Genomic DNA, 26,695 nt, shown 5'->3' on the forward strand with positions numbered 1-26,695 from the left:
CTGCCCTTGCATCGCCGGATGATGGCCACCGCACCATGACGACACTCTCGCTGCGCGCCTATACCCCGCAGGCCACGAGTCATGACCACGACCACCACCAGCTGGTGCTGCCGATCCGCGGCCATCTCGATATCCAGGTCGGCAGCCATCACGGCACCGTGGTCACCGGCGAGTGCGTCATCATTCGCCCCGGGGAGTCGCACCTGTTTCATGCCAAGGACGCCGCGCGTTTCATCGTCGCTGACCTGGACTACCTGCCCGACAATCTCGCGGCGTCGCAACGCGTGGTGTTCTCGATCAGCACCCTGCTGATGAACTACCTGCTGTTTCTCGAAGCGCAGCTGCAGGGTGAGGTCGACAAGCACATCGATCAGCTCTCCATCGCGCTGTTTCTCGGTCTGCTGGAGAAGCAGACCTGTGATCAGCGCGTCGATCGTCGTCTGCTCAGAGTGCTCGACGTCATGAACGCGCAGCTGGCCCAGCCCCACGATGTGGCATCACTGGCCCGACTCGCCCACCTGAGCCCGACCCAGTTCCACAAGGTGTTCCGCGACAATCTGGGCGTCAGCGTCAAGCAGTACCTGACTGCCAGACGCATGGAGCGCGCGCGGGCGCAGTTGATCCATACCGATCTCAGCGTCCAGCAGGTCGCCGAGGCCGTCGGCTATCAGAACCTCTCCGCCTTCTCGCGGCGCTTTTCCTGCTACTTCGGCCAGTCGCCACGCGAGATGACGCGCCAGTATTCGAGCCTCACTCCCCCGAATGACTGAATAAGCGACTGACACGATCATCTGAACAACCGATTGAGCACCCGAACCCAGCAGTCAATCACCGCACTCCGGCGGTATATGACGTTTTGCTTCTCCTGGCAGATCAGAGCGTAGTTTCAGCACAATATATTCTCGCGATGAGGCGTAATCTCGTGCACACCGAGACACACTTCATTGCGAGCCATCCACCATGCAGCACTCCTTCTCCCGGACGCCCTTCCGCCCAGCGCTGGAACGCCAGATCGGCAATCTTTCCGTCCTCACGGCCGCCCTGCTATGGGGCACGACCGGCACCGCCGCGCACTTCAATCAGGATGTCAGCCCGTTGGCCACCGGCGCCTTCGCCATGGGCTTTGGCGGCATTCTGCAGGCCGTGCTGTCGCGACGAATCCTCCATGAGGAGCTGGCCGCCCTGCTGGTCCACAAGCATCTCGTGCTGTGGGCAGCGCTGTTCATCATCGTCTACCCGCTGGCCTTCTATTCGGCCATGGAATACACCGGCGTCGCGATGGGCACCGTGATCACCATCGCCACGGCGCCGTTGGCGGCAGCGGTGCTGGAATATGTGCTGGATCGCAAGCGCGTCAGTGCGCGCTGGTACGCGGCGCTGATGCTGGGCATGGCCGGTGTGGGGTTGATGGCCATGGGCGAGACACGCCTGGCAGACACGGCGGCAAACGCCACTGCCAGCGGCGTTGCCAGCGAGAGCCGCAAGCTCATCGGTATCGGGCTGGGCGTGCTGGCCGGCGCGAGCTACGCCACCTATTCGCTGCTTGCCAGACGCATGATGCTGCTGGGCGTCCATCGCCGTGCGGCCATGGGGGCAATGTTCGGCTGTGCCGGCGTCCTGCTGTTGATCGGCCTGGCCATCAGCTGCCTGTTCCTCGATCCACGCCTGTTCGCCACGCCGGTGAATTCGGCGGTCGCCATCTACATGGCGCTGATCCCGATGCTGCTGGCCAGCCTCATCTTCGGACGCGGGCTTGCCAGCGTGCCCATCAGCCGGGTGACGGTACTGACCATGTTCGAGCCGCTGGTGGCGGGCCTGTTGGCCGTCATCGTGGTCGGCGAGCAGTTCACGCTGATGGGCGCCATCGGCATGGTGCTGATCATGACCTGCCTGATGCTGCAATTGCGTCCGCAGGCAACGCAGGCGCCGATGGCCAGCCCGCAGGCAGACCTCGCGGCCTGGACGACGCCTGACACGGCCTGCGACGCTCAAGCTGATACACACGGCGACACTGCTTACTGGGGTGAGCGTGATCCGTGGAGCGATACCGAGCATGGCCGCGATGCCAAGCAAGGGCCGGAGCAAGGGTCGGAGCCATGGCAGCGTCACGACGCCTGACGGCGATGAGGGAATTGAGGGCAAGTCACAGTGTGTACTGAGCGGCAGCCAGCTGTCGCGGCAACTCACTTGCCCGAAAGTGGTTTCAGCACACTTTTGCCAGCGCTTATGCTGCGACTGAAACGGCCAAGGGATTGGCAAGACACGCAAGGACATCACCATGACAACCACCCGCCCCGATATCGCCGGGTCTGCAAGGTCGACCGACATGGGAAGCCTGGCCGTCCTGTTTGCCGCGCTGCTGTGGGGCACCACCGGCACGGCGGCCCACTTCAATCAGGATGTCAGCCCGCTGGCGACCGGCGCCTTCGCCATGGGCGTCGGCGGCTTGCTTCAGGCAGTGATCGCACGGCCCAATATCATGGGCTGCCTGGGACTGTTGATGGCGCAGAAGCGCTGGGTATTGCTCGGCGCCATGTGTGTCGTCATCTATCCGCTGGCCTTCTACTCCTCGATGCATCTGGCCGGCGTCGCCATCGGCACGGTGATCACCATCGCCACGGCGCCACTGGCCGCGGCGATTCTGGAGCGCCTGTTCGGCCATCACCGACTCACGCTGAGCTGGTATATCAGCCTCGCGCTGGGCATTGCCGGTGTGGTGATGATGGCGATGGGCGAAACGGCCACTCATGGCGGAGACATTGCCGCCGTCAGCGCCGGCGGCGACCCGATGGCGACAGGGTCAGGGAGCGTGCCTGACGCTGACTGGCAACGCCTGGGCGGCATCGTGTTGGGCATCATCGCCGGCACGACCTACGCCGCCTATTCGCTGATCGCCCGGCGCATGATGGACCACGGCACCCACGCCCGCGCTGCCATGGGCAGCCTGTTCGGCGTCGCCGGTATCGCGCTGATCGCGGGCCTGGGCCTCAGTATGCTGGTGGCAGACCCGCGCCTGTTCGCCACCCCCGGCAACACATCGGTCGCGCTCTACATGGCGCTGGTGCCGATGTTCCTCGGCTATATCGCCTTCGGCTACGGCCTGAAGACCGTCGCCGCCAGCAAGGCCACCCTGCTCACACTGTTCGAACCGCTGGTCGCCGCGCTGCTCGCCGTCACCATCGTCGGGGAACATATCGCACCGCTCGGCTGGCTGGGCATGGCGCTGATCGCCGCCTGCCTGGTGATTCAGGTGAAGCCAGCAACCGCCTGATCAACGCGAGCGGCACGACGAGGTGTTACCGAATGCGAAAAGCACAAAGCCCCAGCCTGAGTTTCAGGCTGGGGCTTTGCATTGCTGGGCATGAACTCACGGGCTCACGCCATCTCAATCACTCGCCGTGGAGAGCGCGCAACGTCAATGCGAGGCAAGCTCGGCGGCCTCAACGCGCGGCGTTATCCGGCGTACGCCCTTGGCATCCTGCGCGTAGGCACGATGACGCACATCCCAAAGCTCCACGGCATGCTGGATGTTGAGCCAGAACTCCGGCGTATTGCCTAACGCAGCCGCCAGCTTGATGGCCATCGGGGCCGTCAAGGTGCCCTTGTCATGCACGATACGGCTCAGAGTATTTCTGTGCACTCCCATCGCCTCGGCCAGGGTGCGAATGTCGATGTTCATCGGCTCCAGAAACTCTGCCGTCAACATCTCTCCTACCGTCAGTGGGCGCCGCTGGGTGTTTCTCATCACTGCTACCTCCTCTAGCCCTTGTAAGCATGCGGGTCTAGATATGTTTGATGGGCAATCCCTGCCTCCCATCGAAAGATGAGTCGATACTGCTTGTTGACACGAATCGAGCAATAACCTGCGAGATTGCCCTGCAGATGCTCGAACCGATTGCCCGGTGGAATCCTCAGATCAGACTCCTGACTTGCGGCATCGAGAATCTGCAACTTGCGATAGAGCGAACTGGAGAGCGCCGCAGGTATCTTGCGGTGGCCAACATCTTGCTCGTAGAAGCTCTCGAGCCACACATCCCTGAATTCCACCGCCATGGCAGCACCTTTTTCCCTCATTCTATGCACAACCATGTTGTGCATCAAGTGACTCTGCCCTGAAGTGGCTCTACCCTGAAATTTCTCTACCCAGACGCTTCTCCCCCCATGAAAAACGCCCAACGAGTCCAGGACTCGTTGGGCGCTTCATATTCCTCTCCCCTTCACATCAGACGCTCAGCCATTCAGGCCGCCGTCTTGTTGGCGAGTTCGACCTTGGCAAGCTTGATCAGTCCACCGTAGACGACGAAGGCGACCACGACACCCACGACGGGCGGCATGAAGGGTGAGCTCCAGGCGCACAGGCAGGCGATGGCGTAGGCGGCGAGGCCCGGCCAGTGGTAATCGACCCTGGGCATCTCGGCGAGACGCGGATACTGCCCTTTGTGACCGAGCCAGAAGTTGGCCATGATCACGCCGCCGATCGGCGGAATGAAGGTGCCGAGCAGAATCAGGAACGGAATCAGCCATTCATACATGCCGAGTACCGCCAGCACTGTGCCGATGGCCCCGCCGCCCAGGGTGACACGCTGACGATGCGGGGTGCGCAACAGATTGCAGCCGGCGATCGCGAAGTTGTAGATGGTGTTGTCCTGGGTGGTCCAGATATTGAGGAACAGCATCAGGACGGCGAGGCTGACCAGCCCCTGGGCGATCATCACGTCGACGATATCGGCCTGCTGGTAGATCATCGCGCCGAGCGCGCCGGTGAGCACCATCAGGCCATTGCCGACGAAGAAGGCCGCCAGGGTGGCAATGACGGCGATCTTCGGCGAACGCGCGAAGCGGCTCCAGTTGGTCGCCTGGGTGCCGCCACTGATGAAGGTGCCGATCACCGCGGTGATGGCGGCCGTCCAGCTCATGGAATCCGTCGGCGTCAGTGCCGCAAGGCCTGCCACGCCACCGACATCGGCCATGCCGGTATAGAGACTGAACAGGATGAACAGCAACATGGCCGGCACGGCGATGCGCGAGAGCATATCCAGCCCGCGATAACCGATCATCGCCGTCAGACAGAAGGCGAAACCGAAGATGACCATCAGCGGCGTGGTCAGCCACTCCGGCAAGCCGAGCGTCTTGACCAGCACGATGGCGATGGTCGCGGTACCCCAGGCGTACCAGCCGATCTGGGTGAACCCGAGCACGAAGTCAGACAGGCGGCTGCCCTTCTCGCCAAAGCATAACCGTCCCATCAGCACCGAATTCAGACCGCTCTTGCAGGCGATATAGGCCAGGGCGGCAGCGTAACCGCCGAGCAGCAGATTGCCGATCACGATGATCCACAGCAGTTCATTGAGCGCGAACGCGGCACCCAATGACCCACCCGCCCACATGGTGGCGGTAAAGAAGGTGAAGCCGAGCAGCACCATCGAGGTGGAAAGCAGCCCACGCCGTGCCGAGGCGGGCACTTCGCTCAAGGGATAATCATTGCCGGATTCGCCTGCCATCGATGTCTGATCTGATGCATGGTCTGAGGCGCGGCCTGATGCGTGAGGTGAGGAGTGTTCTGCCATGAGTGCCTTCCTGGAGCTCGGTCGTGAGTCGTCGAGTCTTGTGGTGGTATCAGCCTGCCTGAACGCCGGCCACCGCCCCCTGCGGGCGAGGTGGCAGGCAGGGCGGCGGTCGCTACCCTACCACCACGCAAGATTCACGCCACCCATCCTCAAGCCCTGCAATAAGCCAGCTCGCCGCCTGTGCCATGAAGCTGACACAGGCGTCAGGATCCGGCCTGGCTACAGGCGCGGTTGGGCGCAAGACCGCCGCCAGAAATGATTTTGCGACAAGTCCGGCGCAGCACCTACGAACCCCTCAGGTACGCCGACGTTGGCATCAACTTGACCGCCAGACACAAGAACGCCACGCGGCGCACTCTTTCAGTGCAGCGCGTGGCGTGGCTCTCACCCTCCTTCACTGACATCAAAACCTGACGCCGAGTACAGGATGCAAATTTTTCAGCCTTTTCTTGTTTAGCGGTTCATGCTGAAGCCCTTCAGCTGCTCGCCAGCACCCCTTCGCTGGCATTGATCTCTTCGCTGTCCATCAGGCGCAACCGGACCGGCACCGATTTCGAGGCGGGCGTATTGCTGCGCGCATCGCGATGATCCAGCGGAATCAGATCATTGGTTTCCGGGTAGTACGCTGCCAGACAGCCGGTCGGGATGTCGTATTCCTTGAGCTTGAAGCCCGCCATGCTGCGCTCGACGCCGTCTTCGCTGACCGTTTCCAGCGTCACGCGCTGACCCTCGCTCAGGCCCAGCGTCTCGAGATCCTGCGGGCTGATCATCACCACCATCCGCGTGCCATAGACGTCGCGATAGCGGTCGTCATTTGAATAGACGGTGGTATTGAACTGGTCGTGACCGCGCATGGTGATGAGCAGGAAGGTGCTATCCATGTTCAGGGTCTCATGGGTGACCTTGTTCAGCCCCTCCTCATCGGTGCCCAGCCCCTCGGGGAACAGGAAGTTGGCACGTCCCGAGTCGGTATGCCAGATGCGCTCGCGCGGGGCGATGCGGATATGGAAGCCGCCCTGAGCCAGGCGCGCATTGTAGTCAGGGAAGATCTGCGGGAAGACCTCTTCGATGCGATCACGGATGCGCGCGTAATCCGCCTGCAGCCAATCCCAATCCAGGGTCGGATGCGGCGGCAACGTCGCCTTGGCCAGCTGACAGGTGATGGCGATCTCGGAGTGCAGGCTTGGGTCCGCCGGTGCCATCACACCGCGCGACGGCGTCACATTGCACATGCCGTCCTCAGCGCTGGAGACCTGCTCCGCGCCCTTGCCATCGGCACCCGCCTGCAGGTCACGCTCGCTATGGCCGATCGTGGGCAGCACCCAGCCATGCTTGCCGGGATGCAGGTGGCTGCGATTGAGCTTAGTGGCGATGTGCACCGTCATGTCCATCTCGTGGACCTTCTCGACCACGCGCTTCTGATCGGGAATCGCGCGGAAGAAGTTGCCGCCCATGCCGATGAAGGCGCGTACCTCGCCGCGCAGAATCGCCTCGCAGCATTCAGCGACATCATGGCCGTTCTCGCGCGGACACTTGATGTCGAAGACCCGATCGAAGGCATCCAGCATCGCGTCATTGGGCAGATTCTCGATGCCGACGGTGCGATCGCCCTGCACATTGGAATGGCCGCGTATCGGGCAGGCCCCCGCGCCGGGCTTGCCGATATTGCCGCGCAGCAGCAACAGATTGATGATCTGCTGGATGGTGTCGCCGCCGCGCGCATGCTGGGTGATGCCCATGCCCCAGCAGCAGATCACGCGCTCGGCCTCCAGATAGGTCTGCCCCGCCTGTTCCAGCGATTCACGTGACAGGCCGGACATGGCGACCAGGTCCTGCCACTCGAGCTTGCGGCAATGCTCGGCGAAGGCATCAAATCCGTGGGTGTGCTGGGCGATGAAGTCGTGATCCAGATAGCCCACCGCATGCGGATTGCGCTCGCGCAGCGCGTCGTCAGCCTCGATCACGTACTTGCACATCGCCTGCACGGCGGCGAGGTCCCCGCCGATGCGCAGCTGATGATACTGACTGCTGATCTCGACACCCTTGCCGCTCAGCATGTCCTTGGGCGACTGCGGGTCGGCAAAACTGACCAGCGCCCGCTCGCGCAGCGGGTTGAAGCTGACCACCTCGGCCCCGCGGCCACGCGCCTCGTGGAGATCACCCATCATGCGCGGGCTGTTGGTGCCGCTGTTCTGGCCGAAGATGAAGATGGCATCGGCCTGCTTGAAGTCCTCGAGATTGACCGTCGCCTTGCCGATGCCGATGGACTCCGGCAGCGCCCGCGAGGTGGTCTCGTGACACATGTTCGAGCAGTCCGGGAAGTTGTTGGTGCCGTACATGCGCCCGAACAGGGAAAACAGGAACGCCGCTTCATTGGAGGTGCGCCCCGAGGTATAGAACTCGACCTGGTTCGGGTCCTCATAGCGCTTGAGGCGCTGGCCGATCTCGGCGTAGGCCGCTTCCCAGCTGGTGATCTCGTAGCGGTCCGTCTGGGCGTTGTAGCGCAGCGGTCGCGTCAAGCGCCCTTCCTTCTCCAGATGGTGATCCGACCACTCGCGCAGCTCGCTGAGCGTATTGTTGGCGAACAGCTCATCACTGACACGTTCGCGTGTCGCCTCCCACGCCAGCGCCTTGGCACCGTTTTCGCAGAAGTTGGCACCCTTGGGCTTGTCGCCATTCGGCCAGGCGCAGCTCGGGCAATAGAAGCCATCGGGCTTGTTCATCTTCATCAGGCTGCGATGGCCCTCGATGGGCAGATGCTCCTGCCAGATGAACTTCTCGACCGCCTTGATCGACGGCCAGCCACCGCCCGGCGGCCGGTCCAGCTGACTGCCGGACAGCGACGCCGATAATGCCGGCGCGTGGGACCCCTTGGGGCTGAAGGAATCGACTGGCGAGGTCTGGTCTTGGGACATGTCGGGGCTCCTGACGGTGGCGGCCGGCAGCTGGCATCGATCAGACACCGTCGCGGACACGCCACCGAGCAAAGAATTCAAGGGTCACCCTTGTTTCCTTGCCTCGCGCCAAGGCTTTTTCAAGGCCGATCGGCGTTGCGCACTTGAACTTCCGCCGATCCGCCACCAGAGTTGTACAGACCTGACACAAGCAAGATCGCACTTGAGCAAGACCGCACACAAGCAGACCCGCCACTCAACACGCCAGACATGATGAGGAGCTGGAACATGACCGTATTTGAAGCCCTGCGCGAGACCCACGACGAACAACGCCGCCTGCTGGACATGCTGCTGCAGACCGAAGGTGACAGCGAGCCGCGCGATGACCTGTTCAAGCGCCTCAAGGAATCGCTGACCAACCACGCCGGCGCTGAAGAGCGCGCGCTCTACATGCCGATGATGGAGCACGACATGACGCAGGAGAAGGCGCGTCACAGTGTCGCCGAGCACCATGAGATCGATGAGCTGGTCGAGAAGCTCGAGGCGACCGACTACAGCTCACCGGGCTGGCTGGCCACCGCCAAGCAGCTCGAGCACCTGGTGACCCACCACCTGGATGAGGAAGAGCAGGAAGTCTTCCAGCTGGCAGGCCGCGTCTTCGATGACGCCACTAAGAAGCGCCTCGCCGAGGAATATCACCAGGACATGAAGGCGCGTGAAGCCGCCTGAGCCAGAAGCCAGCATCGAGCCAGGCCGAAAGCACTTGGCACTGTGACAGGCTGAACGCTATCGATAAGCGCCGATGACGCACACCAAAACGGGCTGACCACATCATGTGGCCAGCCCGTTTTGGTGTGCGTTCGCCCTGCGGTGAAGGCGATGCCGTCTCTCACAGCGTGTGTAAGCTCAGGAGGCGAAGAGTCATCCATCACGTCATCAGCAACGAGACACTCAGCTTACTTGCGGCGCGGCGGGCGTGCGGCACCCTTCGATGCCGGCTTTCTGCTCAGGCTGCCTGAGCGTTTGCCATTGCCTTTTCCGGCCTTCGTCTTGTCATCAGGCTTCTCCGCACGCCCCACGTAACGCGCGATCCAGATGGTGTGCTTGGCTCCCGAGGTGCCATGCGCGTAGACCTGACGTGCCTCGGCCTTGAAACCGGCCCGCGACAGGCGCTGCGAGAAGCGCGCATCGGCCGTGGCCGACCACACCGCCAGAATGCCCGCCGGGCGCAAGGCCTTGGCACACACCGCCAGCCCCTCAGCACTGTAGAGCCAGTCGTTGTCATCCGCGGTCAGGCCTTCCGGGCCATTGTCCACATCCAGCATGATGGCATCGAAGCCGCCGGGCGCTTCACGCAGCACCTCGGCCACATCGCGATTCTCGACTGTCGTGCGCGGATCCCGAATCGGATAGCCCGCCTTGGCCCCCAGCGGGCCGTCATTCCAGGCCACCACTCCCGGCACCAGCTCGGCGACGACCACCTCGGCATCGGCCTTGAAGTGCTTGAGTGCGGCGGCCAGCGTGAAGCCCATTCCCAGCCCGCCGATCAGAACGCGCTGCGGCGCCGAGGCCGTACCGCGACTCTTGAGCAGACCGGCAGGAATCTCAGCCAGCGCATCTTCCGAGCCATGCATGCGGGTATTCATCAGCTGCCCGCCCTTGCCGCTCTCGATCTTGATGACGAAGTCCTCGCCATACTCGAACAGACACAACGAATCCGTCGTGCCGGGGATCGGCGCGGTATCGAGCAGCACAAAGCGTTTCATGGCACATCCATAGAAGGAAAAATGATCATCTGTCAGGTGGCTTCGTGGCCATCCTGACTATATTCAACATGACGGACATCTGTACGACATGGGGGAGCGTTAGTCTAACAGTCAGAACCCCGTGGCAGGTATCCGCCTGCGCGAAGGCATGAAGTTTCGCGAAAGCACGATAAAAATGAGAGCATGCGCGCATCAAGGCTGGAAGATATTCGCGAATTCTCTAATACTAGCTTTTGAAGAACGCAACACCGTCGTAAAGCAAAGACTCTCAGCACGAACACTCTCAGTACGAACTGTCACCTCAAGAGCAATGACCGCTGCGCCAAGGAAAGCGCAACGGTCACGCCGGCAGATGGGCAAGCCCCACCGCCGTCGAGGCAGCGTGACACCTGAAGAAGCACTCAAGATTCCGACTCATCGGAACCCGAAAAGAGGATATTTCGATGCCGCATACCCACCCGGAGCGACTCGCGACGATCAGTGCCAGCCAGGTCGAGGAACACTTTCGCGATCTCCATCCCATCGTGGCGTTGGTCTCAGCCACTCGGCTGCTGCAATTCCTCGAACGGGAAGGTCTGACACTGCATGCACACCGTGCCCTGTGCGCCAGCATCATTCGCAAGGCATTGCCCAGCCTCGAAACCGGTCCCGGGCATGATCCTGCCAATCTGCCGAGCCTGCACGGAATAGAACAGACCGAGGAAAGCGAGCCGCGTGTTCCGCTCGCACAGACCATGGCAGCGGGCGCCAGTACGCCAGCCACCATGCATGACAAGCATGAGGATATCGCCTCCTGACAACCGTCAGGCTTGCCGATGACGAGACATTCTGACGCCCAGCTCCGTTCACACGGGGCTGGGCGTTTTTATATCGCTAAACAAGAAAATCATGATTCAGGGGGTTTAATCCTCAACGATCGTCCACAGATCTGTGGGGAGACGTTCAGCGTCTGAACGCGCAGCAGCGCATTCACGATCAACGAACCGGAGGTGACGGCATGACTCAGCAACAGCCCCCACAGCATCAGAACCATCAACCGGGCGATGAACATCGCATGGACCCCAAGCCCGAGTACATCCGCGAGAGCTATCGCGGCAGCAGCAAACTGCTGGGCAAGGTGGCAGTCATCACCGGTGGTGACAGCGGTATCGGTCGCGCCGCCGCCGTGCACTTCGCACGCGAGGGTGCCGATTGTCTGATCACGCACCTAGGCAGTGAAGAAGTCGATGCCCAGGAGACCATCCGTCTGATCGAAGCCGAAGGCAGACGCGGACGCCGCATCGCAGGGGATATCGGCGACCCGGCCTTCTGCCGCAAGGTCGTCGAGGGCGCGATGGAAGAATTCGGACAGCTCAATATTCTGGTCAACAATGCCGCTGAGCAGTACGACTGGGATGACGTGACCGAGATCGATGACGAGCAGATCGAGCGTACCTTCAAGACCAATCTGTTCAGTCACTTCTACATGATCAAGGCCGCCGTGCCGCACCTCTCCAAAGGCGATTCCATCATCGCCACCTCGTCCGTCAACGCCTTCAAGGGCAATGACAGCCTGATCGATTACAGCGCCACCAAGGGCGCCATCCAGGGGCTGGTACGTTCACTGTCCGGCACGCTGATGGACCGCGGCATTCGCGTCAATGCCGTCGCGCCCGGCCCGGTGTGGACCCCCTTGATCCCCGCCAGCTTCGAGGATGAGAAGGTCGCCAACTTCGGCCAACAGGTACCGATGGAACGCCCCGGCCAGCCAAGCGAAATGGGCCCGGCCTACGTCTATCTGGCCAGCGAAGACTCAAGCTACATGACAGGCCAGACGATTCACCTCAATGGCGGCGTCGTGCTCAACACCTGATCGCAGACCTTCAACACACACCTGAGCAAGCCGAGTGTGATGCGACATGCTCGACACGAAACAGGCCGCCCCATCTTGGGCGGCCTGTTTCGTTTGTCGCGCGCAATGTCCGCAGGATGACTCAGCGTGCGGCGCGCAGGCGCTCGGCCTGGGCCAACGTGCAGTCACTGAGCAGATCCAGCGCGCCCAACGCCTGGCCTCCGGTCACGAAGGGATGCGCTTCGCCTGGCTTGCGAGTCTCAAGCGCCGCGATTCGTCCGGGTGTGCCGTCACGCTTGGGGTGATTGGACAGGAAGACGTCTACGCCGGCTTGCTGCGCGATCTGATGCATGCGTGACGCCGAGGCAGAATAGCCACGCAATCTGGCCTCATCCGGCCCGAAGTTGAAACCAGTGCCGCCCCACAACACGGCGTGATGCACTTCATCGCCATCCTTGACCGGGAACACCAGCGACAGCGTGCCGGGGGTATGGCCGGGCGTGATGTACATGCCGAGCGTGGTGTCACCCAGCGTCAGCCTCTCATCGTCGATGACCTGATGGTCCCGCTCTGGCGGCTCTCCCCAGCGCGGGTTGTCGATGCGCTGCTCGGGGTCATCCAGCATGTCCCAATCGATCTGGGTCATGATCACCTCGGGCGCATACTGCTCCACGATCCAGGACTGGCCGCCGTAATGGTCGCCATGGCCATGGGTAATCACCAGATAGCGAATATCGGCAGGGTCCAGACCCAGCTCGCGCATGCCTGGCGCGATGATGGTCTCGGCCTGATTCGGAGTGTTCATCGCATCGATGAGAATGATGCCCTCGGAGGTGGTCAAGGCCCAGCTCGACACCTGGCCATTGCCGACGAAGTAGAGATTGTCGAATACCCTGTGCGGCCCCAGCGACTTGCGCTTGTCAGCGGAGGGCTTCGATCTGGGTCTGGGCTTGGCTGTTTCGTCCTCGGAGTGTCGGTGGCGCTTGCCCGCGTCAACCAGGGGTGCCTCGAGGCTACACAGGCTGTGCAGGCCGGGATACCCCGCACCCGCCGCCAACCCCCGTTGGGCAAGCTGGGTCGCAAGCGGCGACATCGCCGCAGCAGGAGCATCAGCTGGCTGCGATGCCGCGCTGGCCAAGGCGACACCTGACAGCGGCAGGCCGATCAACCCTGCCAAGAGTCCTGCCGTTACTAGCCGAGAATTCCCCATAGATAGCCCTATCTCACCAAGATGAATGGATTCAGCGTCGAAGATTGTCACCAACGTCACATTTTCGCAACAGTGCGTTGCACTTCGCCAATGCAAAGCATTATCATTCAAAAAGTGCACGAATGATGCACAAACATAACGATAATCTCGGGAACTTCAATCGATGCCAGCGCACCCTCCTGCACCTCACCGCCCCATGGCCTCACGCTCAGCCGTCTTGTTGGCCCTGGCGGCGCTCCCCTCTCTGGTGGTACTCCCGAGCCATGCCTCCGACCAGCTGGAAGACATCGTCGTCACCGCGTCCGGGCATGATCAGATGGTCAAGGATGCCCCGGCCTCGATGAGCGTGATCACGCGCGAGAGCCTTGAGGGCCGTCATTACAGCGACCTCACCGATGCGCTGCGCGGCTTGCCCGGCGTGACGGTATCCAGCGGCGGATACTCCAAGGACATCAGCATTCGCGGCATGCCCGGTGAATACACGCTGATTCTGGTGGATGGCCGCCCGATCGACAGCCGTGATACGCGACCGAGCGGCAGTGGTGGCTTCGAGCAGGATTGGCTGCCGCCACTGGAAGCGATCGAGCGTATCGAGGTGGTACGTGGCCCGATGTCGACGCGTTATGGCTCCGATGCCATCGGCGGGGTCATCAACATCATCACCCGCAAGACGCAGGAGGAATGGGTCACCAATCTGCACTATGACACCTTCATCCCCCAGCACAGCGTGTCGGGACATGAACGCCAGAGCCGCATTCGCACCTCGGGCCCGCTCATCGATGGGTTGCTGGGCCTGAGCGTCAGCGCCGGACAGACCACGCGCCAGGAAGATGACATCACGCGCGGCTACCCACAGCGCAAGCGTCAGGACCTCGACACCAAGCTCAGCCTCACGCCGGACGACAACCAGCGCATCGAGGCCGAATTCGCCTACCATGACCAGAATCGCCAGACCGAGGAAGACCGCAGTCAGGGCCAGGACAGTGATCGTGATTGGGATACTCGCCGCTTCAGCCTGAGCCATCAGGGTGACTGGGCCAGCGCCAGCACCAATTCCTACGTCCAGTACGAGACGTCACGCAACGATAGCCGTGACATCACGCTGAGCAATACCAAGGCGAGCAGCAACGTGCTGATTCCGCTGGGCGATCACCTGACCACCCTGGGCGTGAGCTTCGAGGAGGAGCACCTCGAGGACAACGACACCAACGCTCTGAGCGAGATCAACGAGATCCGCAACAGCCGCTGGTCACTGTTCGCCGAGGACGAATGGCTGCTGACCGACGGCTGGGCGCTGACCGGCGGCGTGCGTCTGGATGAAGACGAGAACTACGGCAGCCACCTGTCACCGCGTCTTTACAGCGTCTATCAACTGGCCGACAGCTGGACGCTCAAGACGGGCGTGGCGACCGGTTACAAGGCGCCGAGTCTGCGTCAGGTCGCCGACAACTGGGTACAGGACAGTCGCGGCGGCGATATCTACGGCAATCCGGATCTGGAAGCCGAGACCTCTCTGAGCCGCGAGATCGGCCTGCTGTATGACAATGCCAGAGGCACCCAGGCGGGCGTGACCCTGTTCCGCAGCGACTTCGATGACAAGATCGTCACCGAACTGTGCCCGGATGGCGCCTGCGCCGGCGCCGCGGATGATGCGCGCTGGTACAACAACGTCGACAGTGCCGTCACCCAGGGCGTCGAGCTGAGTCTCAATCAGGAGCTGCGTCACGACCTCGCGCTGGCACTCAGCTACACCTATACCGATTCCGAGCAGACCAGTGGCGAGAACAAGGGCCAACCGCTGACCCAGATTCCCCGCCACCAGGCCACGGCTCAGCTGGACTGGCAGCTCAACCATCGCCTCAATCACTGGACACGAGTCGACTGGCGTGGCGAAGAGACTCAGCCCGCCACCGGTGTCACCAGTCGTACCGTCATCGCGCCGTCCTACACGATCGTCGATACCGGCGTCAGCTTCGATGCCACCACTCTGCTGACGTTGAGCGCCGGCCTCTACAACCTGTTCGACAAGCGCGTGCGCTACGATGACTTCGGCTACGTGGAAGATGGCCGCCGCCTGTGGGTCGGCGTCGACTACACCCTCTAACACCGACTCCGGCTGCCAACGGCTTGCCTCCCATGCAGTGAGCGATCAGCCCGCTGCATGGGAGGTAATCGCGGCTTTCCTCGCCACGCCTCTCTTCTCTCCTGCTCCCCTCTCTCCTCTTTTCTCTCCTCTTTTCTATCTTCTTTTCTCTCCTCTTTTCTCTTCTCTTTCCGCCTTCCCCCTTTGTCTCGTCTTCAGTGCCTCGCTGGCCTGTCACCTCTGCTCTCCCTGCCAGTATCAGGCCCTGCTGTTTGTCCGCATCAGTCATTTCAGTCGGCTGAAAGCCAGTGGCCTCGCTATTCTGGTAGCAGCCACAGGCGTTGCCGTGGACAGGACTGAGCGTTACCCGCTCTGCAGGAGGCAAGCATGTCCAAGCTGATTCTTTCACTGGATGGCGGCGGCATACGCGGGGCGGCCACCGCGCAGTTTCTGATGCGTGTCGACGCGACACTCAGAAATGACCACCAGACCAGCCTGCGTGAGCGGGTCGATTTCTATGCGGGCACCAGTACCGGCAGTCTGATCGCGCTGGCGCTGGCGACCACCAACATGAGCCTCGAGGACATAAGCGGGCTCTACAGCGCGACCAGCGCCAGGCAGATCTTCGCCGACAACCGCGGCTGGTTCGAACTCGATGGCATCAATGCGCCCAAGTACGAGGCCAAGGGCAAGAGCACGATGCTCAAGAAGCATCTCGGCCAGGCCAAGCTCAGGGATGTCCCCGCTGGCAAGCAGGTGCTTGTCGTCACCTACGGCATCGAGCGACGCCGCCCGCATGTCTTGAAGTCGAGCAAGCGCGAGCATCACAAGCTGCTGGCCTGGCAGGTCGCGGACGCCTCCAGCGCGGCGCCCACCTACTTCCCGACCCGTGACATGAAGCTTGGGCCGGACAACGAGCAGACCTGGCTGATCGATGGCGGCGTCATCGCCAACAACCCCACCATGTGCGCCATCGCCGAAGCCTGTCGCCTGTGGCCGCATGAGCCACGTCGCGTGCTGTCGATCGGCACCGGAACACGCACGCGCAAGATCAATGGCCCGGATTCCCAGCACTGGGGCGCAGTGCAGTGGGTACTGGAAGGCAGCCTGATCGACGTGCTCTCAGATGAGAAGGTGGTCGGCTATCAAGCCATCACCATCTCGCCGCCAGGCAGCTACATCCGCGTCAACGCCGAGATGCGCCAACAGCCCGGCATGCTCAAGGCGCCTGATGACGCGATGGACGACATCAGCACCACCAACATCAAGCATCTGAAGGCCATGGGCGATTTCTGGTTCGAGCAATACGGTGACGCCGTGGTGGCCCTGATCACCGACCGCTACCAAGGCCCGTCGCTGGATCGCATCGACCCTCTCACCGGCCGGCCACAAGCCTATCAACCGCACTGACCAAACCTTTCACACATTGCACTCGGAGACGTCTGTCAGCGATTTTGCTACTCTGCGCTGCCGTGCTTCACGCTGACCCGAGTTTATTTAATGACACATGGCACACCGCAAGACACTCGCATTCGCCCCGCCACCTCAACATGGCGAATGCTGGTAACTCTCACTTTATCTCTGGCGATTCTCGTACCCACTACAGCGCAGTCAGACGATGATATGCGCTTTGACCAGCCGGAAGCCTTCGCCACCCTGAAGAAGGCGGTCAGCTATTTCGATGAAATGGACACCTTGCCAGAAGAGGCCTGGATCAGCCGCGATCAAGCGTCTGCGCGCAGCGATATGGACGAGATGATCGAGGAGGCCATGCAGGCCCTCGACATGCCACAACTCTCGACACTGCGCAGCACCTATCGCCAGGTCGAGGACAAGATTCGCGAATCGCGCGGCGAGATTTCCGAGTTGAAGGAAAAGCGCATCCTCGCGCCGGACACCGATGTCTCGACGCTGACGCGCCTCACGCCCACCGATACCCTGCGCGAATTCACCGCCAGCACGCGCGGCGATTATGATCTGCTGATCGCCGCGCATGAGAAGAACATCGCCGCCTACCAGGGCGAGCTGACCACGCTGGAAGGCAAGCTGGCCGCGCGACTCGAGGAGATCGGCATCACCCTGACGCCGGACCAGGTGCAGGTGTGGCTATCCTCGGTGGTCGGCGATGATGTGCTGACCATGAGTGTCGTGTTCGCCAGCATCAAGTCGGTGGCCCAGCAGCTCGCCGAGCTGACCCGCGACAGCGGCGAGAACCTCGACTACGCGCGCCGTTATTACGGCATGGTCGTCATGCTTCACCGCATGATCGTGACCATGCAGCAGGACTTCATCACGCGCGTGAATGACGAGGTATTGCCGCAACTGCAAGGCTTCGCCGACGAAGCCGAGGCCACCACGCGTGAAGCTCGCACGCTGATCAAGCAAGGCGGGTCACGCGAGAGTCTGGAGAACAACATCCGCGCCAATGCGCTGACGCTCAAGACGATCAACCTGTATCGCTCGCTGGTGTCCGAGCAGCGTGACCGCGTCACGACCTCTCTGACCAAGAGCCAGCGCGAGCTTGCGGTGGCGACCAATACCTATCGCACCGTCAAGCTCAGCGCCCACGTCGCCGACCTGATCCGCCAGGGCGTCAAGACCTTCGACACCTTGGCCGGCCTGCAGGTACCGGTCGCCACCAGCTTCGAGAACAGCGCCATGCGCGAGGAATTCCGCAAGCTCACCGAGCGCATGCAGCAGGCAAAATAACGCACGCATTCAGTGTCGATACCGCGCCTTCGCCTGTCCGGCGGAGGCGTTTTCAGTTGTGGCGGCGAATATCCCGCATGCTCAGGATGCTCTCCAGCGTGCGCCTCAGGCGCGCCACCTCACTGACCAGACTCTCGCCCGCCAGCATGCCGACCCCCAGCACCAGCCCGCGCCGCGAGTCCTCGCTGCTGCAGACCATGCTCAGTGGCCGCACGATCAGATGCTCCTTGACCATCAGCTGCGCGACGCGCTGGTCATCGATCTCGGGGGCGAACTGCACGCACAGGCTGATGCCGCGCGACGGCGGCGAGACGCTGATCACGCCCTTCACCTGACACAGCTGGTCGTGCACCACCTGCTGCCGGCCGAGATAATCGCGCTGGATGCGCTGATACCAGGCGTCCAGATCACCATCGGCGATGAACTGTGCCAGCACCGCCTGATCCAGCATGCGCCCCTCGCGGAACACCTCGCTGCGCAGGCGGTTCATCGGCCCGGCCAGTGCGCGCGGTACCACCAGATAGCCCAGCCGCAGCCCGGGGAACATCAGCTTGGAGAACGATCCCACCAGCAGGCGATTGCCGGAATCGGGATCAAACAGCAGCTCGCCGTGATCATCACCGCTGAACTCGTAATCATCCTCGAGGATATAGGCGGGCTGACAGGCCTCGCACAGTCTCTGCTTGTCACGCCGCGAGGTGGGCACACTCAGCGGATAGTGGTGCGAACCGGTAAAGTAGGCGATCTGCACCGGCCCGTCGCCAAGCGAGGTGAGATCGTGTCCTGCCTCACTTGTCGTATCACTCGTCGTATCGCTCACCGGCCGCCAGGGAATCTGGCGGGTCTCGAGGCCTGCGGCCAGAAAGACATTGCGCGCGCCCCAATAACAGGGCGACTCCATCACCACCCGCTGCCCGGCATCCGCCAGCGCCAGCGCGCACAGCTCGATGCCGTGGTGGGTGCCCTCGGTGATGATGATCTGCTGGGTATCGCAATCGATATTGCGCCAACGACGCAGAAAATCGCGGATCTCACGCTTGAGCGGGCCATAGCCGCCGCTGGAGTAGGACAGCAGCAGCGCGTTGTGCGGTACCGTCACGCTGGCATACAGCTGACGCCACTTGCGCATCGGAAAGCGCGCGATGTCCGGAATGCCCGGCACGAAGGCACCACTCTGGATCAGACTCGCCCCTTGCCCGCCCAGCACCTTGCGGGCCCGAGCCGACAACGGCAGCGGTGCCGGTGCTGCCCCCGCCGCGATCGCCCCTGATTCACCCGGCCCTAACTCCGCCGCCCCGAACTCCCCCGACCCCGCGCTTGTCCTGCGCGCATGCGGGCGACGCGTCCAGGTGCCCTGCCCCTGGCCGGTGTGCAGATAGCCCTCCTCGATCAGCGACTTGATCGCCAACGCCAGCGTATTGCGCGCCACCCCCAGCGCCTCACACAGCTTGCGGTGCGGCGGCAGCCGCGCGCCCAGCGGCCATTGCTCACGAATCACCTCGAGCAACGCCTGCTCCAGCCGTACCTGCTTGCCCAACGTCTCGGACTGGCGGCGATAACATTCGATCAGCGGCTCCAGCGCGGCCAGTTCCATCGCGGTCTCCCGTTGTCGTTGCCGTTGTCGTAGTGCTGTCACGCAGCTTCCCGAGGTCGTCCATCCCTCTTCAGCCACCCGCCTGAGGGGCGGCGCGCAACGCCCATTCAGCCCTGATTATCCGCAGCCCCTGCCGATTGGTCCAGTCAAACGCCAAATTGGTCTATTCGCCATCGGGCATGGCGCTGGTAGCGTGTGTTTCATCAGTCAGGCGGGTAGCGCAACCAACCCCGCAGCCTCGTATTCGTGTCCCACGACCATCGCCAGCAGCAGGAGCTTCACATGTCCCGTTCCGCCCTCCCGATCAGCGACTTCCTGAAGCGCTACGTCAACTCGGAAACCAGCAGCGACGTCTTCGTCCCGGCGCTCATCGGTACCGAGCACCGCGAGACCGGCACCACCTTCAACGTGACCAATCCGGCCACCGGCGAGCAGCTTGCGCGTGTCGCCGAGGTCAGCGCCGATGACACCCGTGACGCCGTCGCCGCAGCCGAGATCGCCGGCAACGCCTGGAAGAAGGTGCCGGTGAAGGAGCGTTCCGCGCTGCTGCGTCGCTGGTTCGATCTGGTGCTGGCGCACCGTGAAGACCTCGCCCAGCTGATGACGCTGGAACAGGGCAAGCCGATGGCGGAGTCGCGTGGCGAGGTGACCTACGGTGCCTCCTTCATCGAATTCTTCGCCGAAGAAGCCAAGCGCATGGCCGGTGAGACCCTGCCGTCCCACGGCGCCGACAAGCGCCTGATGGTGCTGCGCGAGCCGATCGGTGTGGTGGCCGCGATCACGCCGTGGAACTTCCCGCTGGCGATGATCACCCGCAAGTGCGCCCCGGCGATCGCCGCAGGTTGTGCCGTGGTCATCAAGCCGGCCGAAGCCACGCCGCTGACCGCACTGGCATTGGCGGACCTGGCGCTGGAAGCCGGCCTGCCCAAGGGCCTGATCAGTGTCGTCACCGCCATGAAGCCGATCGCCATCGGGGAAGTGCTGACCACCGACCCGCGCATCCGCAAGGTGTCCTTCACCGGCTCCACACCGGTGGGCAAGACGTTGATGGCGCAGTGTGCCTCCACGGTCAAGAAGACCGCGATGGAGCTGGGCGGCAACGCACCCTTCATCGTCTTCGATGATGCTGACCTGGATGCGGCCGTCGATGGCGCCATCGCCTCCAAGTTCCGCAACGCCGGCCAGACCTGCGTGTGTACCAACCGCTTCCTCGTCCAGGACGGTGTCTACGACGCCTTCGTCGAGAAGCTCGCGGCACGTGTCGAGAGCATGCAGGTCGGTGATGGCCTGGTCGAAGGCAACACCATCGGCCCGCTGATCAACGATGCAGCGGTCAACAAGGTACAGAGCCACGTCGATGATGCCGTCAGCAAGGGCGCGCGCCTGGTCACCGGCGGCAAGAAGCACGCTCTCGGTCACAGCTTCTTCGAGCCGACCGTGCTGGCCGATGTCACTACCGACATGGTCGTCGCGGATGAAGAAACCTTCGGCCCGCTGGCGCCGGTGTTCCGCTTTGGCAAGGACGAGGAAGCCATCGCGATGGCCAACGACACCCCGTTCGGGCTGGCCGCCTATTTCTACGCCAACGATTACCGCCGCATCTGGCACACGCTGGAAGCGCTGGAATACGGCATGGTCGGCGTCAACGAAGGCCTGATCTCCACCGAACTCGCGCCCTTCGGTGGCATCAAGGAATCCGGTCTGGGTCGCGAAGGCTCACACCACGGTCTGGAAGAGTTCACCGAGCTCAAGTACGTCTGCATCGGCGGCCTCTGAGGCGCGGCACGGCAACTCTCGACAAGATCCCCGCACGCCACGGCGTGCGGGCCCCGAACAGTGACAGGCGTGCACAGTGCAGGCCGATGAAATCCGTACGGAGAACAAGATGAACAACGCTCAACTCGAAACTCTCAAGAAGAAGTACGTTGCACGTGGTGCCGCCACCGCGACTCCGCAGTCTGCCGACACCGCACTGAACGCGGAAATCTGGGACGCGGATGGCACCCGCTGGATCGACTTCGCCGGTGGTATCGGCGTGCTCAACCTGGGTCACCGTCACCCGAAGATCGTCGCCGCCGTCAAGGCGCAGCTCGACAAGCTGATGCACACCGCCGCTGGCGTGATGTCCCACCCGCTGTACGTCGAACTGAGCCAGAAGCTGTGTGAACTGACGCCGGTGCGTGGCCCCGAGCGCAAGGCACTGCTGATGAACTCCGGCGCGGAAGCGGTCGAGAACGCCATCAAGATCGCGCGTGCCGCCACTGGCCGCAGCGGCGTCATCACCTTCGACGGCGCCTTCCACGGCCGCACCATGATGACCATGGCCCTCACCGGCAAGGTCGTACCGTACAAGGGCGATTTCGGCCCGATGCCGGGTGACGTCTACCGCGCTCCCTACCCGAACGAGAAGCACGGCATCAGCGAAGAGCAGTCCCTGAACGCCATCCGCACCCTGTTCAAGACCGACATCCCGGCCAGCCGCACCGCTGCCATCATTCTGGAGCCGGTGCAGGGCGAAGGCGGCTTCTACATCGCCTCGCCGAGCTTCCTGACCGCGCTGCGTGAGCTGTGTGATGAGCACGGCATCCTGCTGATCGCCGATGAAGTGCAGTCTGGCTTCGCGCGTACCGGCAAGCTGTTCGCGATGGAGCACAGCGGTGTCGAAGCCGACATCATGACCATGGCCAAGAGTCTGGCCAACGGCATGCCGCTGTCTGCAGTGGTCGGTACCGCCGAGGTGATGGATGCCTCCGGCCCGGGCTCACTGGGCGGCACCTACGGCGGCAACGCCCTGTCCTGCGCCGCGGCGCTGGCCGTCATCGACGTCATCCGTGAAGAGAACATCCTCGAGCGCAGCACCCAGATGGGCGAGCTGCTGGCCGCGCGTTTCGCCAAGTGGGAAGAGCGCTTCGCGCATGTCGCTCACCCGCGCAACCAGGGCTCAATGGCCGCCTTCGAGCTGGTGGACGCTGATGGCAAGCCGGATCCCGCCGCGACGGCGGCCGTGTGTGCCAAGGCCAAGGAGCTGGGGCTGATCCTGCTGTCGTGTGGCTTCTACTCCAACACCATCCGTATCCTGGTGCCGCTGACCGTCGAGCCGGAAGTGCTCGAGGAAGGTCTTGCCATCATCGAGCAGGCGCTGGAAAGCCTCGCCTGATCGCTTGCCTGGCGCAGAACGTCTAGCGCAGGCATGCAGAAAAACAGCGGCCACCTACGGGTGGCCGTTTTGCGTTTTCTGCAACCTGCCATCGCACAACATGACACGAGAAAAGGCGGTGACATCATTGTGAAAAGACTGACGATATGCGCCGAGACGCCGTTTCAAGGCGTGAGGCGAATTATCACGCCAAGCCCTGCCACTGCGGGGTTCTTCAACCACCAATCGCGCACTTCACCGTTAGTTGCCCATCTAAATATATAGCCAATCGGCTTGATGATTCGTTGGGATAGACTTTATCGCTCATTTATCATATCCGGCCTGTTTCCCTCCCACCTCCAGCCGGTTTCTGCCATGCCACATGTGTCCATCCATCCGCCCTGCCTGTACGAGCGTTGCCTGCGCGGGCAAGCTCTGATCGCCAGTCAGATCATCAGCTCCACGAGTGACACCCACCATGTCTGACAGCAACGCCACCGACTTCAAACGCAGCATGCAGCAGCGCCATCTGGTGATGTTGTCACTGGGCGGTGTCATCGGCACCGGCCTGTTTCTCAGCTCCGGCTATACCATCCAGCAGGCGGGCCCGGCGGGTGCGGTACTCGCCTATCTGATCGGCGGCCTGGTGGTCTATCTGGTGATGATGTGCCTCGGCGAACTGGCCGTGCATCACCCGGAACCCGGCGCCTTCAGCGCCCACGCCACCCGCTATCTTGGCCCTGCCACCGGCTATACCGTGGCCTGGCTCTACTGGCTGACCTGGGCCGTGGCGCTGGGGTCGGAATTCACCGCCTCCGCCGTGTTCATGGGGCGCTGGTTCCCCGGTGTCGAGCCATGGGTCTGGTGCGGCATCTTCTCGCTGATCGTGTTCGGCATGAACATCGTCTCGGCGCGCTTCTTCGCCGAATCCGAATTCTGGCTGTCGCTGATCAAGGTCGCCGCGGTGATCGTGTTCATCGCGGTGGGCGCCGCCGCCATGTTCGGCTTCACCCCCCTGGCGGGTAACGTCGAGGCGCCGGGCGTCACGCGCATCCTGCAGGAAGGCGTGTTCGATCACGGCGTGATGCCGATTCTGATGACGCTGCTGGCCGTCAGCTTCGCCTTCTCCGGCACCGAGCTGATCGGCATCGCCGCCGGCGAAAGCGAGAATCCCGAGAAGAACGTGCCCCTGGCGATCCGCGCGACCCTGTGGCGCCTGATCATCTTCTTCATCGGCACCATCATCGTCATCGCCGCCCTGTTGCCGCAGGACAGCGCCGGCCTCAAGGAAAGCCCCTTCGTGGCGGTCTTCCAGCTCACCGGCATTCCCTACGCGGCGGATATCATGAACTTCGTGATCATCACCGCGCTGCTGTCGGCGGCCAATTCCGGCCTCTACGCCGCCTCGCGCATGCTGTGGACCCTGGCGGACCAGAAGACGCTGCCGCGCGTATTCAGTCGCGTCAACCAGCGCGGCATTCCGGTGCCCGCACTGCTGATCACCATGCTCGGCGGCCTGCTGTCGCTGCTCTCCAGCGTGTATGCCGAGGACACCCTCTATCTGGCGCTGGTGTCGATTTCCGGACTTGCCGTGGTGCTGGTGTGGATGGCGATCGCCGCCAGCCAGTTCAGCTTCCGCCGCCAGTGGCTGAAGGCCGGCCATAGCGCCAGCGAGCTGACCTACCGCGCGCCGCTGTATCCCGTCGTGCCGATTGCCGCCTTCCTGTTCTGCGCGCTGGCCTGCATCGGTATCGCCTTCGATCCCAACCAGCGCATCGCGCTCTACTTCGGAGTGCCCTTCGTGGCGCTGTGCTATCTGGTGCACTATCTGACCCATCGCACATCTGGTGACGCCGCGAAATCTGTAAACCCGACCCCGCAGGAGGCCCTCGATGCCCGCTGATGCCACCCGCAATCCGCTGAGCGCCATCACCGCGCGCCAGCCCTTCATGATCGTCGATGGCGCCCTGGCCACCGAGCTTGAGCGTGCCGGGTTCGATCTCAACGACTCGCTGTGGTCGGCCAAGGTGCTCGCCGATGATCCGCAGGCGATCGTAGATGTCCACCGCGCCTACTTCGAGGCCGGTGCCGATGTCGCCACCACGGCCAGCTACCAGGCAACGCTTGAAGGCCTGATGGCACGCAGCCTGAGCGAGACCCAGGCCAGCGCGCTGATCCAGCGCTCCGTGACCCTGGCGGCGCAGGCCCGCAGCGACTATCTGGCCGCGCACCCGGAGCGTCTGGACTGCCCGCCGCTGGTCGCGGCCTCCGTCGGCCCCTATGGCGCCTGGCTCGCCGACGGCAGCGAATACCGTGGCGGCTACGCGCTGGACCGCGCCGGCCTGCGCGACTTCCACCGTGCCCGCCTCGCCACGCTGCTCGATGCCAAGCCGGACGTGCTCGCCGTCGAGACGCTGCCCTGCGCCGAGGAAGCACTGGCCGTGTGTGACCTGCTGCGCGATGACTTCCCGACGGCGCGTGCCTGGATCGCCTTCAGCGCGCGCAATGCCACCGAATTGAGCGACGGCACGCCGATCCGTGACGCCGTGCGCGCCATCGCCGACTGCGAGCAGGTGGTCGCCATCGGCGTCAACTGCACCGCGCTCGAGCACATCGAATCGCTGGTGCGCGAGATTCGCGGCGAGACGGACAAGGACATCGTCATCTACCCGAACTCCGGTGAGGTCTATGATCCGGTCACCAAGACCTGGTCTGCCGCCTGCGCCGTCTCAGATGCTGATGGCCACGGCTCTGAGCATGGCTCTGAACATGGCTATGACCACGACCATGACCTCGCCGGCTGGACACCGCGCTGGCTGGCCGCCGGCGCCACGGCCATCGGTGGCTGCTGCCGCACCGGCCCGGACGACATCCGCGCCCTGGCGGATCTGCGCAAGGCGCTGAGTTGATTGAGGTGCTGAGCTCGGTGCAGTGAATACGCAGCGCTGAGCACGAACGCCCTGTCCGGTCATGTCACATGATCGGTCAGGGCGTTTTCGGTAGCGTCCCACGCCCAGAATCTCTAGGATGGCAGGACACTGATGAGCGATTGCTCAAAATCATTTCGACGTGCTTGTTTGGACGTACACTTTTCGACGTGCTCTCACGGTGGCCTTCACGCTGTAGTGAAGAGCGCTTGAGAGATCAGCAGGAGAATCCCCATGTCACAGCTCGATATCCAGGTCGCCTACGACGTGGTCTGCCCCTGGTGCTGGATCGGCAAGCGCCATCTCGATGACGCCATCGCGCAACTCGACTTCAAGGATGAGGTGCGCGTGAACTACCTGCCCTTCCAGCTCAATCCGTGGGTGCCGCGTGAAGGCATGCTGCGGGCCGACTACCGCGCGCAGAAGTTCGGCAGTGTCGAGCGCGGCGCGGAACTGGATGCCCAGGTGGCCCAGGCCGGCGCGCAGAGTGGCGTCACCTTCCGCCATGCCCTGATGGAGCGCACGCCCAACTCCACCGATGCCCAGCGCATCGTCTGGCGCCAGCAATCCAGGGGCCTGGCGGAGCGCCCGCTGCTGGAAGCCCTGTTCACTGCCTACTTCCACGATGGCAAGGACGTGGGTGACCGGCAGGTACTGGCCGAGATCGCAAGCCAGCACGATGACGATCTGAGCATCGAGCAGGCGCTGGCCTTCCTTGATTCCGACGCGGGCGAACAGGAAGTCGCCGCCCAGCAGGAGGCACTGCGCAACGCCGGTATCCAGTCGGTGCCCAGCACCATCGTCGGCCAGTACTACGTGCCCGGCGCGCAGCCGGTGGACGTGCTGGTGCAGATGCTCAATGAGGCACGTGCCCAGCAGGCGGGTTGATCCGCCCCGCATTACCCGATTGCCCTGACAGACGACACGCCCTTCGCAAGGATGGCGTGTCGTTTTGCGTTCAGGCATAAAGGAAAAGCT

At 62.9% G+C, this 26,695-nt stretch carries 20 protein-coding genes and 1 pseudogene; 14 read left to right on the plus strand and 7 right to left on the minus strand.

Annotated elements, in window-relative coordinates:
* Positions 1-35: 35 nt before the first annotated feature.
* The 3 genes from HA399_RS09115 (at position 36) to HA399_RS09125 (ending at position 3,271) form a co-directional block, all read left to right on the plus strand.
* The gene (locus tag HA399_RS09115) at positions 36-770 is read left to right on the plus strand and encodes an AraC family transcriptional regulator (protein ID WP_279833526.1); all 735 of its coding nucleotides are present in this window, start codon (positions 36-38) and stop codon (positions 768-770) included.
* Positions 771-960: 190 nt separating this feature from the next.
* Positions 961-2,118 carry a DMT family transporter gene (locus HA399_RS09120; protein WP_404324731.1) on the plus strand — a complete coding sequence of 386 codons (1,158 nt, stop codon included), beginning with the start codon at positions 961-963 and terminating at the stop codon, positions 2,116-2,118.
* A 160-nt stretch (positions 2,119-2,278) separates the two neighbouring features.
* On the plus strand, positions 2,279-3,271 hold the full coding sequence (locus HA399_RS09125) for a DMT family transporter (RefSeq protein ID WP_404324732.1): 993 nt from the start codon (positions 2,279-2,281) through the stop codon (positions 3,269-3,271).
* Between the two features lie 144 nt (positions 3,272-3,415).
* Here the strand turns inward: HA399_RS09125 and HA399_RS09130 are convergent, their stop codons facing one another.
* The 4 genes from HA399_RS09130 to HA399_RS09145 form a co-directional block, all read right to left on the minus strand.
* Positions 3,416-3,745, minus strand: a complete 330-nt coding sequence (locus HA399_RS09130) for a HigA family addiction module antitoxin (protein ID WP_404324733.1) — start codon at positions 3,743-3,745, stop codon at positions 3,416-3,418.
* Between the two features lie 14 nt (positions 3,746-3,759).
* Positions 3,760-4,053, minus strand: a complete 294-nt coding sequence (locus HA399_RS09135) for a type II toxin-antitoxin system RelE/ParE family toxin (RefSeq protein WP_248378087.1) — start codon at positions 4,051-4,053, stop codon at positions 3,760-3,762.
* 185 nt (positions 4,054-4,238) lie between these two features.
* Positions 4,239-5,501 (minus strand): cytosine permease, encoded by a 1,263-nt coding sequence (codB, locus tag HA399_RS09140; protein ID WP_404324734.1) that lies wholly within the window; start codon positions 5,499-5,501, stop codon positions 4,239-4,241.
* 542 nt (positions 5,502-6,043) lie between these two features.
* Positions 6,044-8,482 (minus strand): FdhF/YdeP family oxidoreductase, encoded by a 2,439-nt coding sequence (locus HA399_RS09145; protein WP_404324735.1) that lies wholly within the window; start codon positions 8,480-8,482, stop codon positions 6,044-6,046.
* Between the two features lie 267 nt (positions 8,483-8,749).
* Here HA399_RS09145 and HA399_RS09150 point away from each other — a divergent pair, with 267 nt between their 5' ends.
* Positions 8,750-9,190, plus strand: coding sequence for a hemerythrin domain-containing protein (locus HA399_RS09150; protein WP_153635859.1), 441 nt, complete (start codon positions 8,750-8,752; stop codon positions 9,188-9,190).
* Between the two features lie 356 nt (positions 9,191-9,546).
* Here the strand turns inward: HA399_RS09150 and HA399_RS09155 are convergent.
* Positions 9,547-10,227: pseudogene (locus tag HA399_RS09155) on the minus strand (spermidine synthase); the annotation flags it as partial.
* 443 nt (positions 10,228-10,670) lie between these two features.
* Here HA399_RS09155 and HA399_RS09160 point away from each other — a divergent pair.
* Both HA399_RS09160 and HA399_RS09165 read left to right on the plus strand, forming a co-directional pair.
* Entirely contained in the window at positions 10,671-11,024 is a 354-nt protein-coding gene (locus HA399_RS09160; protein ID WP_248378081.1) for a hypothetical protein, read from the plus strand.
* A 200-nt stretch (positions 11,025-11,224) separates the two neighbouring features.
* Entirely contained in the window at positions 11,225-12,079 is an 855-nt protein-coding gene (locus HA399_RS09165; RefSeq protein ID WP_404324736.1) for an SDR family oxidoreductase, read from the plus strand.
* A gap of 121 nt (positions 12,080-12,200) precedes the next feature.
* Here the strand turns inward: HA399_RS09165 and HA399_RS09170 are convergent, their stop codons facing one another.
* Positions 12,201-13,235: an MBL fold metallo-hydrolase gene (locus tag HA399_RS09170; RefSeq protein WP_404324737.1), complete on the minus strand. Its 1,035-nt coding sequence runs from the start codon at positions 13,233-13,235 to the stop codon at positions 12,201-12,203.
* A gap of 229 nt (positions 13,236-13,464) precedes the next feature.
* Here HA399_RS09170 and HA399_RS09175 point away from each other — a divergent pair, with 229 nt between their 5' ends.
* The 3 genes from HA399_RS09175 (at position 13,465) to HA399_RS09185 (ending at position 18,060) form a co-directional block, all read left to right on the plus strand.
* A complete protein-coding gene (locus HA399_RS09175; RefSeq protein ID WP_404324738.1) occupies positions 13,465-15,372 on the plus strand; it encodes a TonB-dependent receptor domain-containing protein in 1,908 nt (635 codons plus the stop codon).
* A 366-nt stretch (positions 15,373-15,738) separates the two neighbouring features.
* A complete protein-coding gene (locus HA399_RS09180; protein ID WP_404324739.1) occupies positions 15,739-16,761 on the plus strand; it encodes a patatin-like phospholipase family protein in 1,023 nt (340 codons plus the stop codon).
* Positions 16,762-16,974: 213 nt separating this feature from the next.
* Positions 16,975-18,060 (plus strand): hypothetical protein, encoded by a 1,086-nt coding sequence (locus HA399_RS09185; protein ID WP_404324740.1) that lies wholly within the window; start codon positions 16,975-16,977, stop codon positions 18,058-18,060.
* A gap of 52 nt (positions 18,061-18,112) precedes the next feature.
* Here the strand turns inward: HA399_RS09185 and HA399_RS09190 are convergent, their stop codons facing one another.
* Positions 18,113-19,654, minus strand: coding sequence for a PLP-dependent aminotransferase family protein (locus HA399_RS09190; RefSeq protein WP_404324741.1), 1,542 nt, complete (start codon positions 19,652-19,654; stop codon positions 18,113-18,115).
* A 282-nt stretch (positions 19,655-19,936) separates the two neighbouring features.
* Here HA399_RS09190 and HA399_RS09195 point away from each other — a divergent pair, with 282 nt between their 5' ends.
* The 5 genes from HA399_RS09195 to HA399_RS09215 all read left to right on the plus strand — a co-directional run bounded on the left by HA399_RS09195 (position 19,937) and on the right by HA399_RS09215 (position 26,605).
* Positions 19,937-21,430, plus strand: coding sequence for an NAD-dependent succinate-semialdehyde dehydrogenase (locus HA399_RS09195; RefSeq protein WP_213114896.1), 1,494 nt, complete (start codon positions 19,937-19,939; stop codon positions 21,428-21,430).
* A 109-nt stretch (positions 21,431-21,539) separates the two neighbouring features.
* Complete coding sequence (gene gabT, locus HA399_RS09200) at positions 21,540-22,811, plus strand: 4-aminobutyrate--2-oxoglutarate transaminase (RefSeq protein WP_404324742.1); 1,272 nt, start codon at positions 21,540-21,542, stop codon at positions 22,809-22,811.
* 457 nt (positions 22,812-23,268) lie between these two features.
* Positions 23,269-24,693 carry an amino acid permease gene (locus HA399_RS09205; protein ID WP_404324743.1) on the plus strand — a complete coding sequence of 475 codons (1,425 nt, stop codon included), beginning with the start codon at positions 23,269-23,271 and terminating at the stop codon, positions 24,691-24,693.
* A complete protein-coding gene (mmuM, locus tag HA399_RS09210; protein ID WP_303568090.1) occupies positions 24,683-25,699 on the plus strand; it encodes a homocysteine S-methyltransferase in 1,017 nt (338 codons plus the stop codon). Before HA399_RS09205 ends, mmuM begins: the two co-directional genes overlap by 11 nt.
* A gap of 252 nt (positions 25,700-25,951) precedes the next feature.
* A complete protein-coding gene (locus tag HA399_RS09215; RefSeq protein ID WP_286989455.1) occupies positions 25,952-26,605 on the plus strand; it encodes a DsbA family oxidoreductase in 654 nt (217 codons plus the stop codon).
* Positions 26,606-26,695 lie beyond the last annotated feature (90 nt).

It is taken from the genome of Cobetia sp. UIB-001, assembly GCF_044789135.1.
Classification (GTDB): domain Bacteria; phylum Pseudomonadota; class Gammaproteobacteria; order Pseudomonadales; family Halomonadaceae; genus Cobetia; species Cobetia amphilecti.

What these genes read in the sequence shown, in the direction of transcription:
- HA399_RS09115 (WP_279833526.1), top strand. Translation starts at nt 36, where the DNA reads ATGACGACACTCTCGCTGCGCGCCTATACCCCGCAGGCCACGAGTCAT.
- HA399_RS09120 (WP_404324731.1), top strand. Translation starts at nt 961, where the DNA reads ATGCAGCACTCCTTCTCCCGGACGCCCTTCCGCCCAGCGCTGGAACGC.
- HA399_RS09125 (WP_404324732.1), top strand. Translation starts at nt 2,279, where the DNA reads ATGACAACCACCCGCCCCGATATCGCCGGGTCTGCAAGGTCGACCGAC.
- HA399_RS09130 (WP_404324733.1), bottom strand. Translation starts at nt 3,745, where the DNA reads ATGAGAAACACCCAGCGGCGCCCACTGACGGTAGGAGAGATGTTGACG.
- HA399_RS09135 (WP_248378087.1), bottom strand. Translation starts at nt 4,053, where the DNA reads ATGGCGGTGGAATTCAGGGATGTGTGGCTCGAGAGCTTCTACGAGCAA.
- codB (WP_404324734.1), bottom strand. Translation starts at nt 5,501, where the DNA reads ATGGCAGGCGAATCCGGCAATGATTATCCCTTGAGCGAAGTGCCCGCC.
- HA399_RS09145 (WP_404324735.1), bottom strand. Translation starts at nt 8,482, where the DNA reads ATGTCCCAAGACCAGACCTCGCCAGTCGATTCCTTCAGCCCCAAGGGG.
- HA399_RS09150 (WP_153635859.1), top strand. Translation starts at nt 8,750, where the DNA reads ATGACCGTATTTGAAGCCCTGCGCGAGACCCACGACGAACAACGCCGC.
- HA399_RS09160 (WP_248378081.1), top strand. Translation starts at nt 10,671, where the DNA reads ATGCCGCATACCCACCCGGAGCGACTCGCGACGATCAGTGCCAGCCAG.
- HA399_RS09165 (WP_404324736.1), top strand. Translation starts at nt 11,225, where the DNA reads ATGACTCAGCAACAGCCCCCACAGCATCAGAACCATCAACCGGGCGAT.
- HA399_RS09175 (WP_404324738.1), top strand. Translation starts at nt 13,465, where the DNA reads ATGGCCTCACGCTCAGCCGTCTTGTTGGCCCTGGCGGCGCTCCCCTCT.
- HA399_RS09180 (WP_404324739.1), top strand. Translation starts at nt 15,739, where the DNA reads ATGTCCAAGCTGATTCTTTCACTGGATGGCGGCGGCATACGCGGGGCG.
- HA399_RS09185 (WP_404324740.1), top strand. Translation starts at nt 16,975, where the DNA reads ATGCGCTTTGACCAGCCGGAAGCCTTCGCCACCCTGAAGAAGGCGGTC.
- HA399_RS09190 (WP_404324741.1), bottom strand. Translation starts at nt 19,654, where the DNA reads ATGGAACTGGCCGCGCTGGAGCCGCTGATCGAATGTTATCGCCGCCAG.
- HA399_RS09195 (WP_213114896.1), top strand. Translation starts at nt 19,937, where the DNA reads ATGTCCCGTTCCGCCCTCCCGATCAGCGACTTCCTGAAGCGCTACGTC.
- gabT (WP_404324742.1), top strand. Translation starts at nt 21,540, where the DNA reads ATGAACAACGCTCAACTCGAAACTCTCAAGAAGAAGTACGTTGCACGT.
- HA399_RS09205 (WP_404324743.1), top strand. Translation starts at nt 23,269, where the DNA reads ATGTCTGACAGCAACGCCACCGACTTCAAACGCAGCATGCAGCAGCGC.
- mmuM (WP_303568090.1), top strand. Translation starts at nt 24,683, where the DNA reads ATGCCCGCTGATGCCACCCGCAATCCGCTGAGCGCCATCACCGCGCGC.
- HA399_RS09215 (WP_286989455.1), top strand. Translation starts at nt 25,952, where the DNA reads ATGTCACAGCTCGATATCCAGGTCGCCTACGACGTGGTCTGCCCCTGG.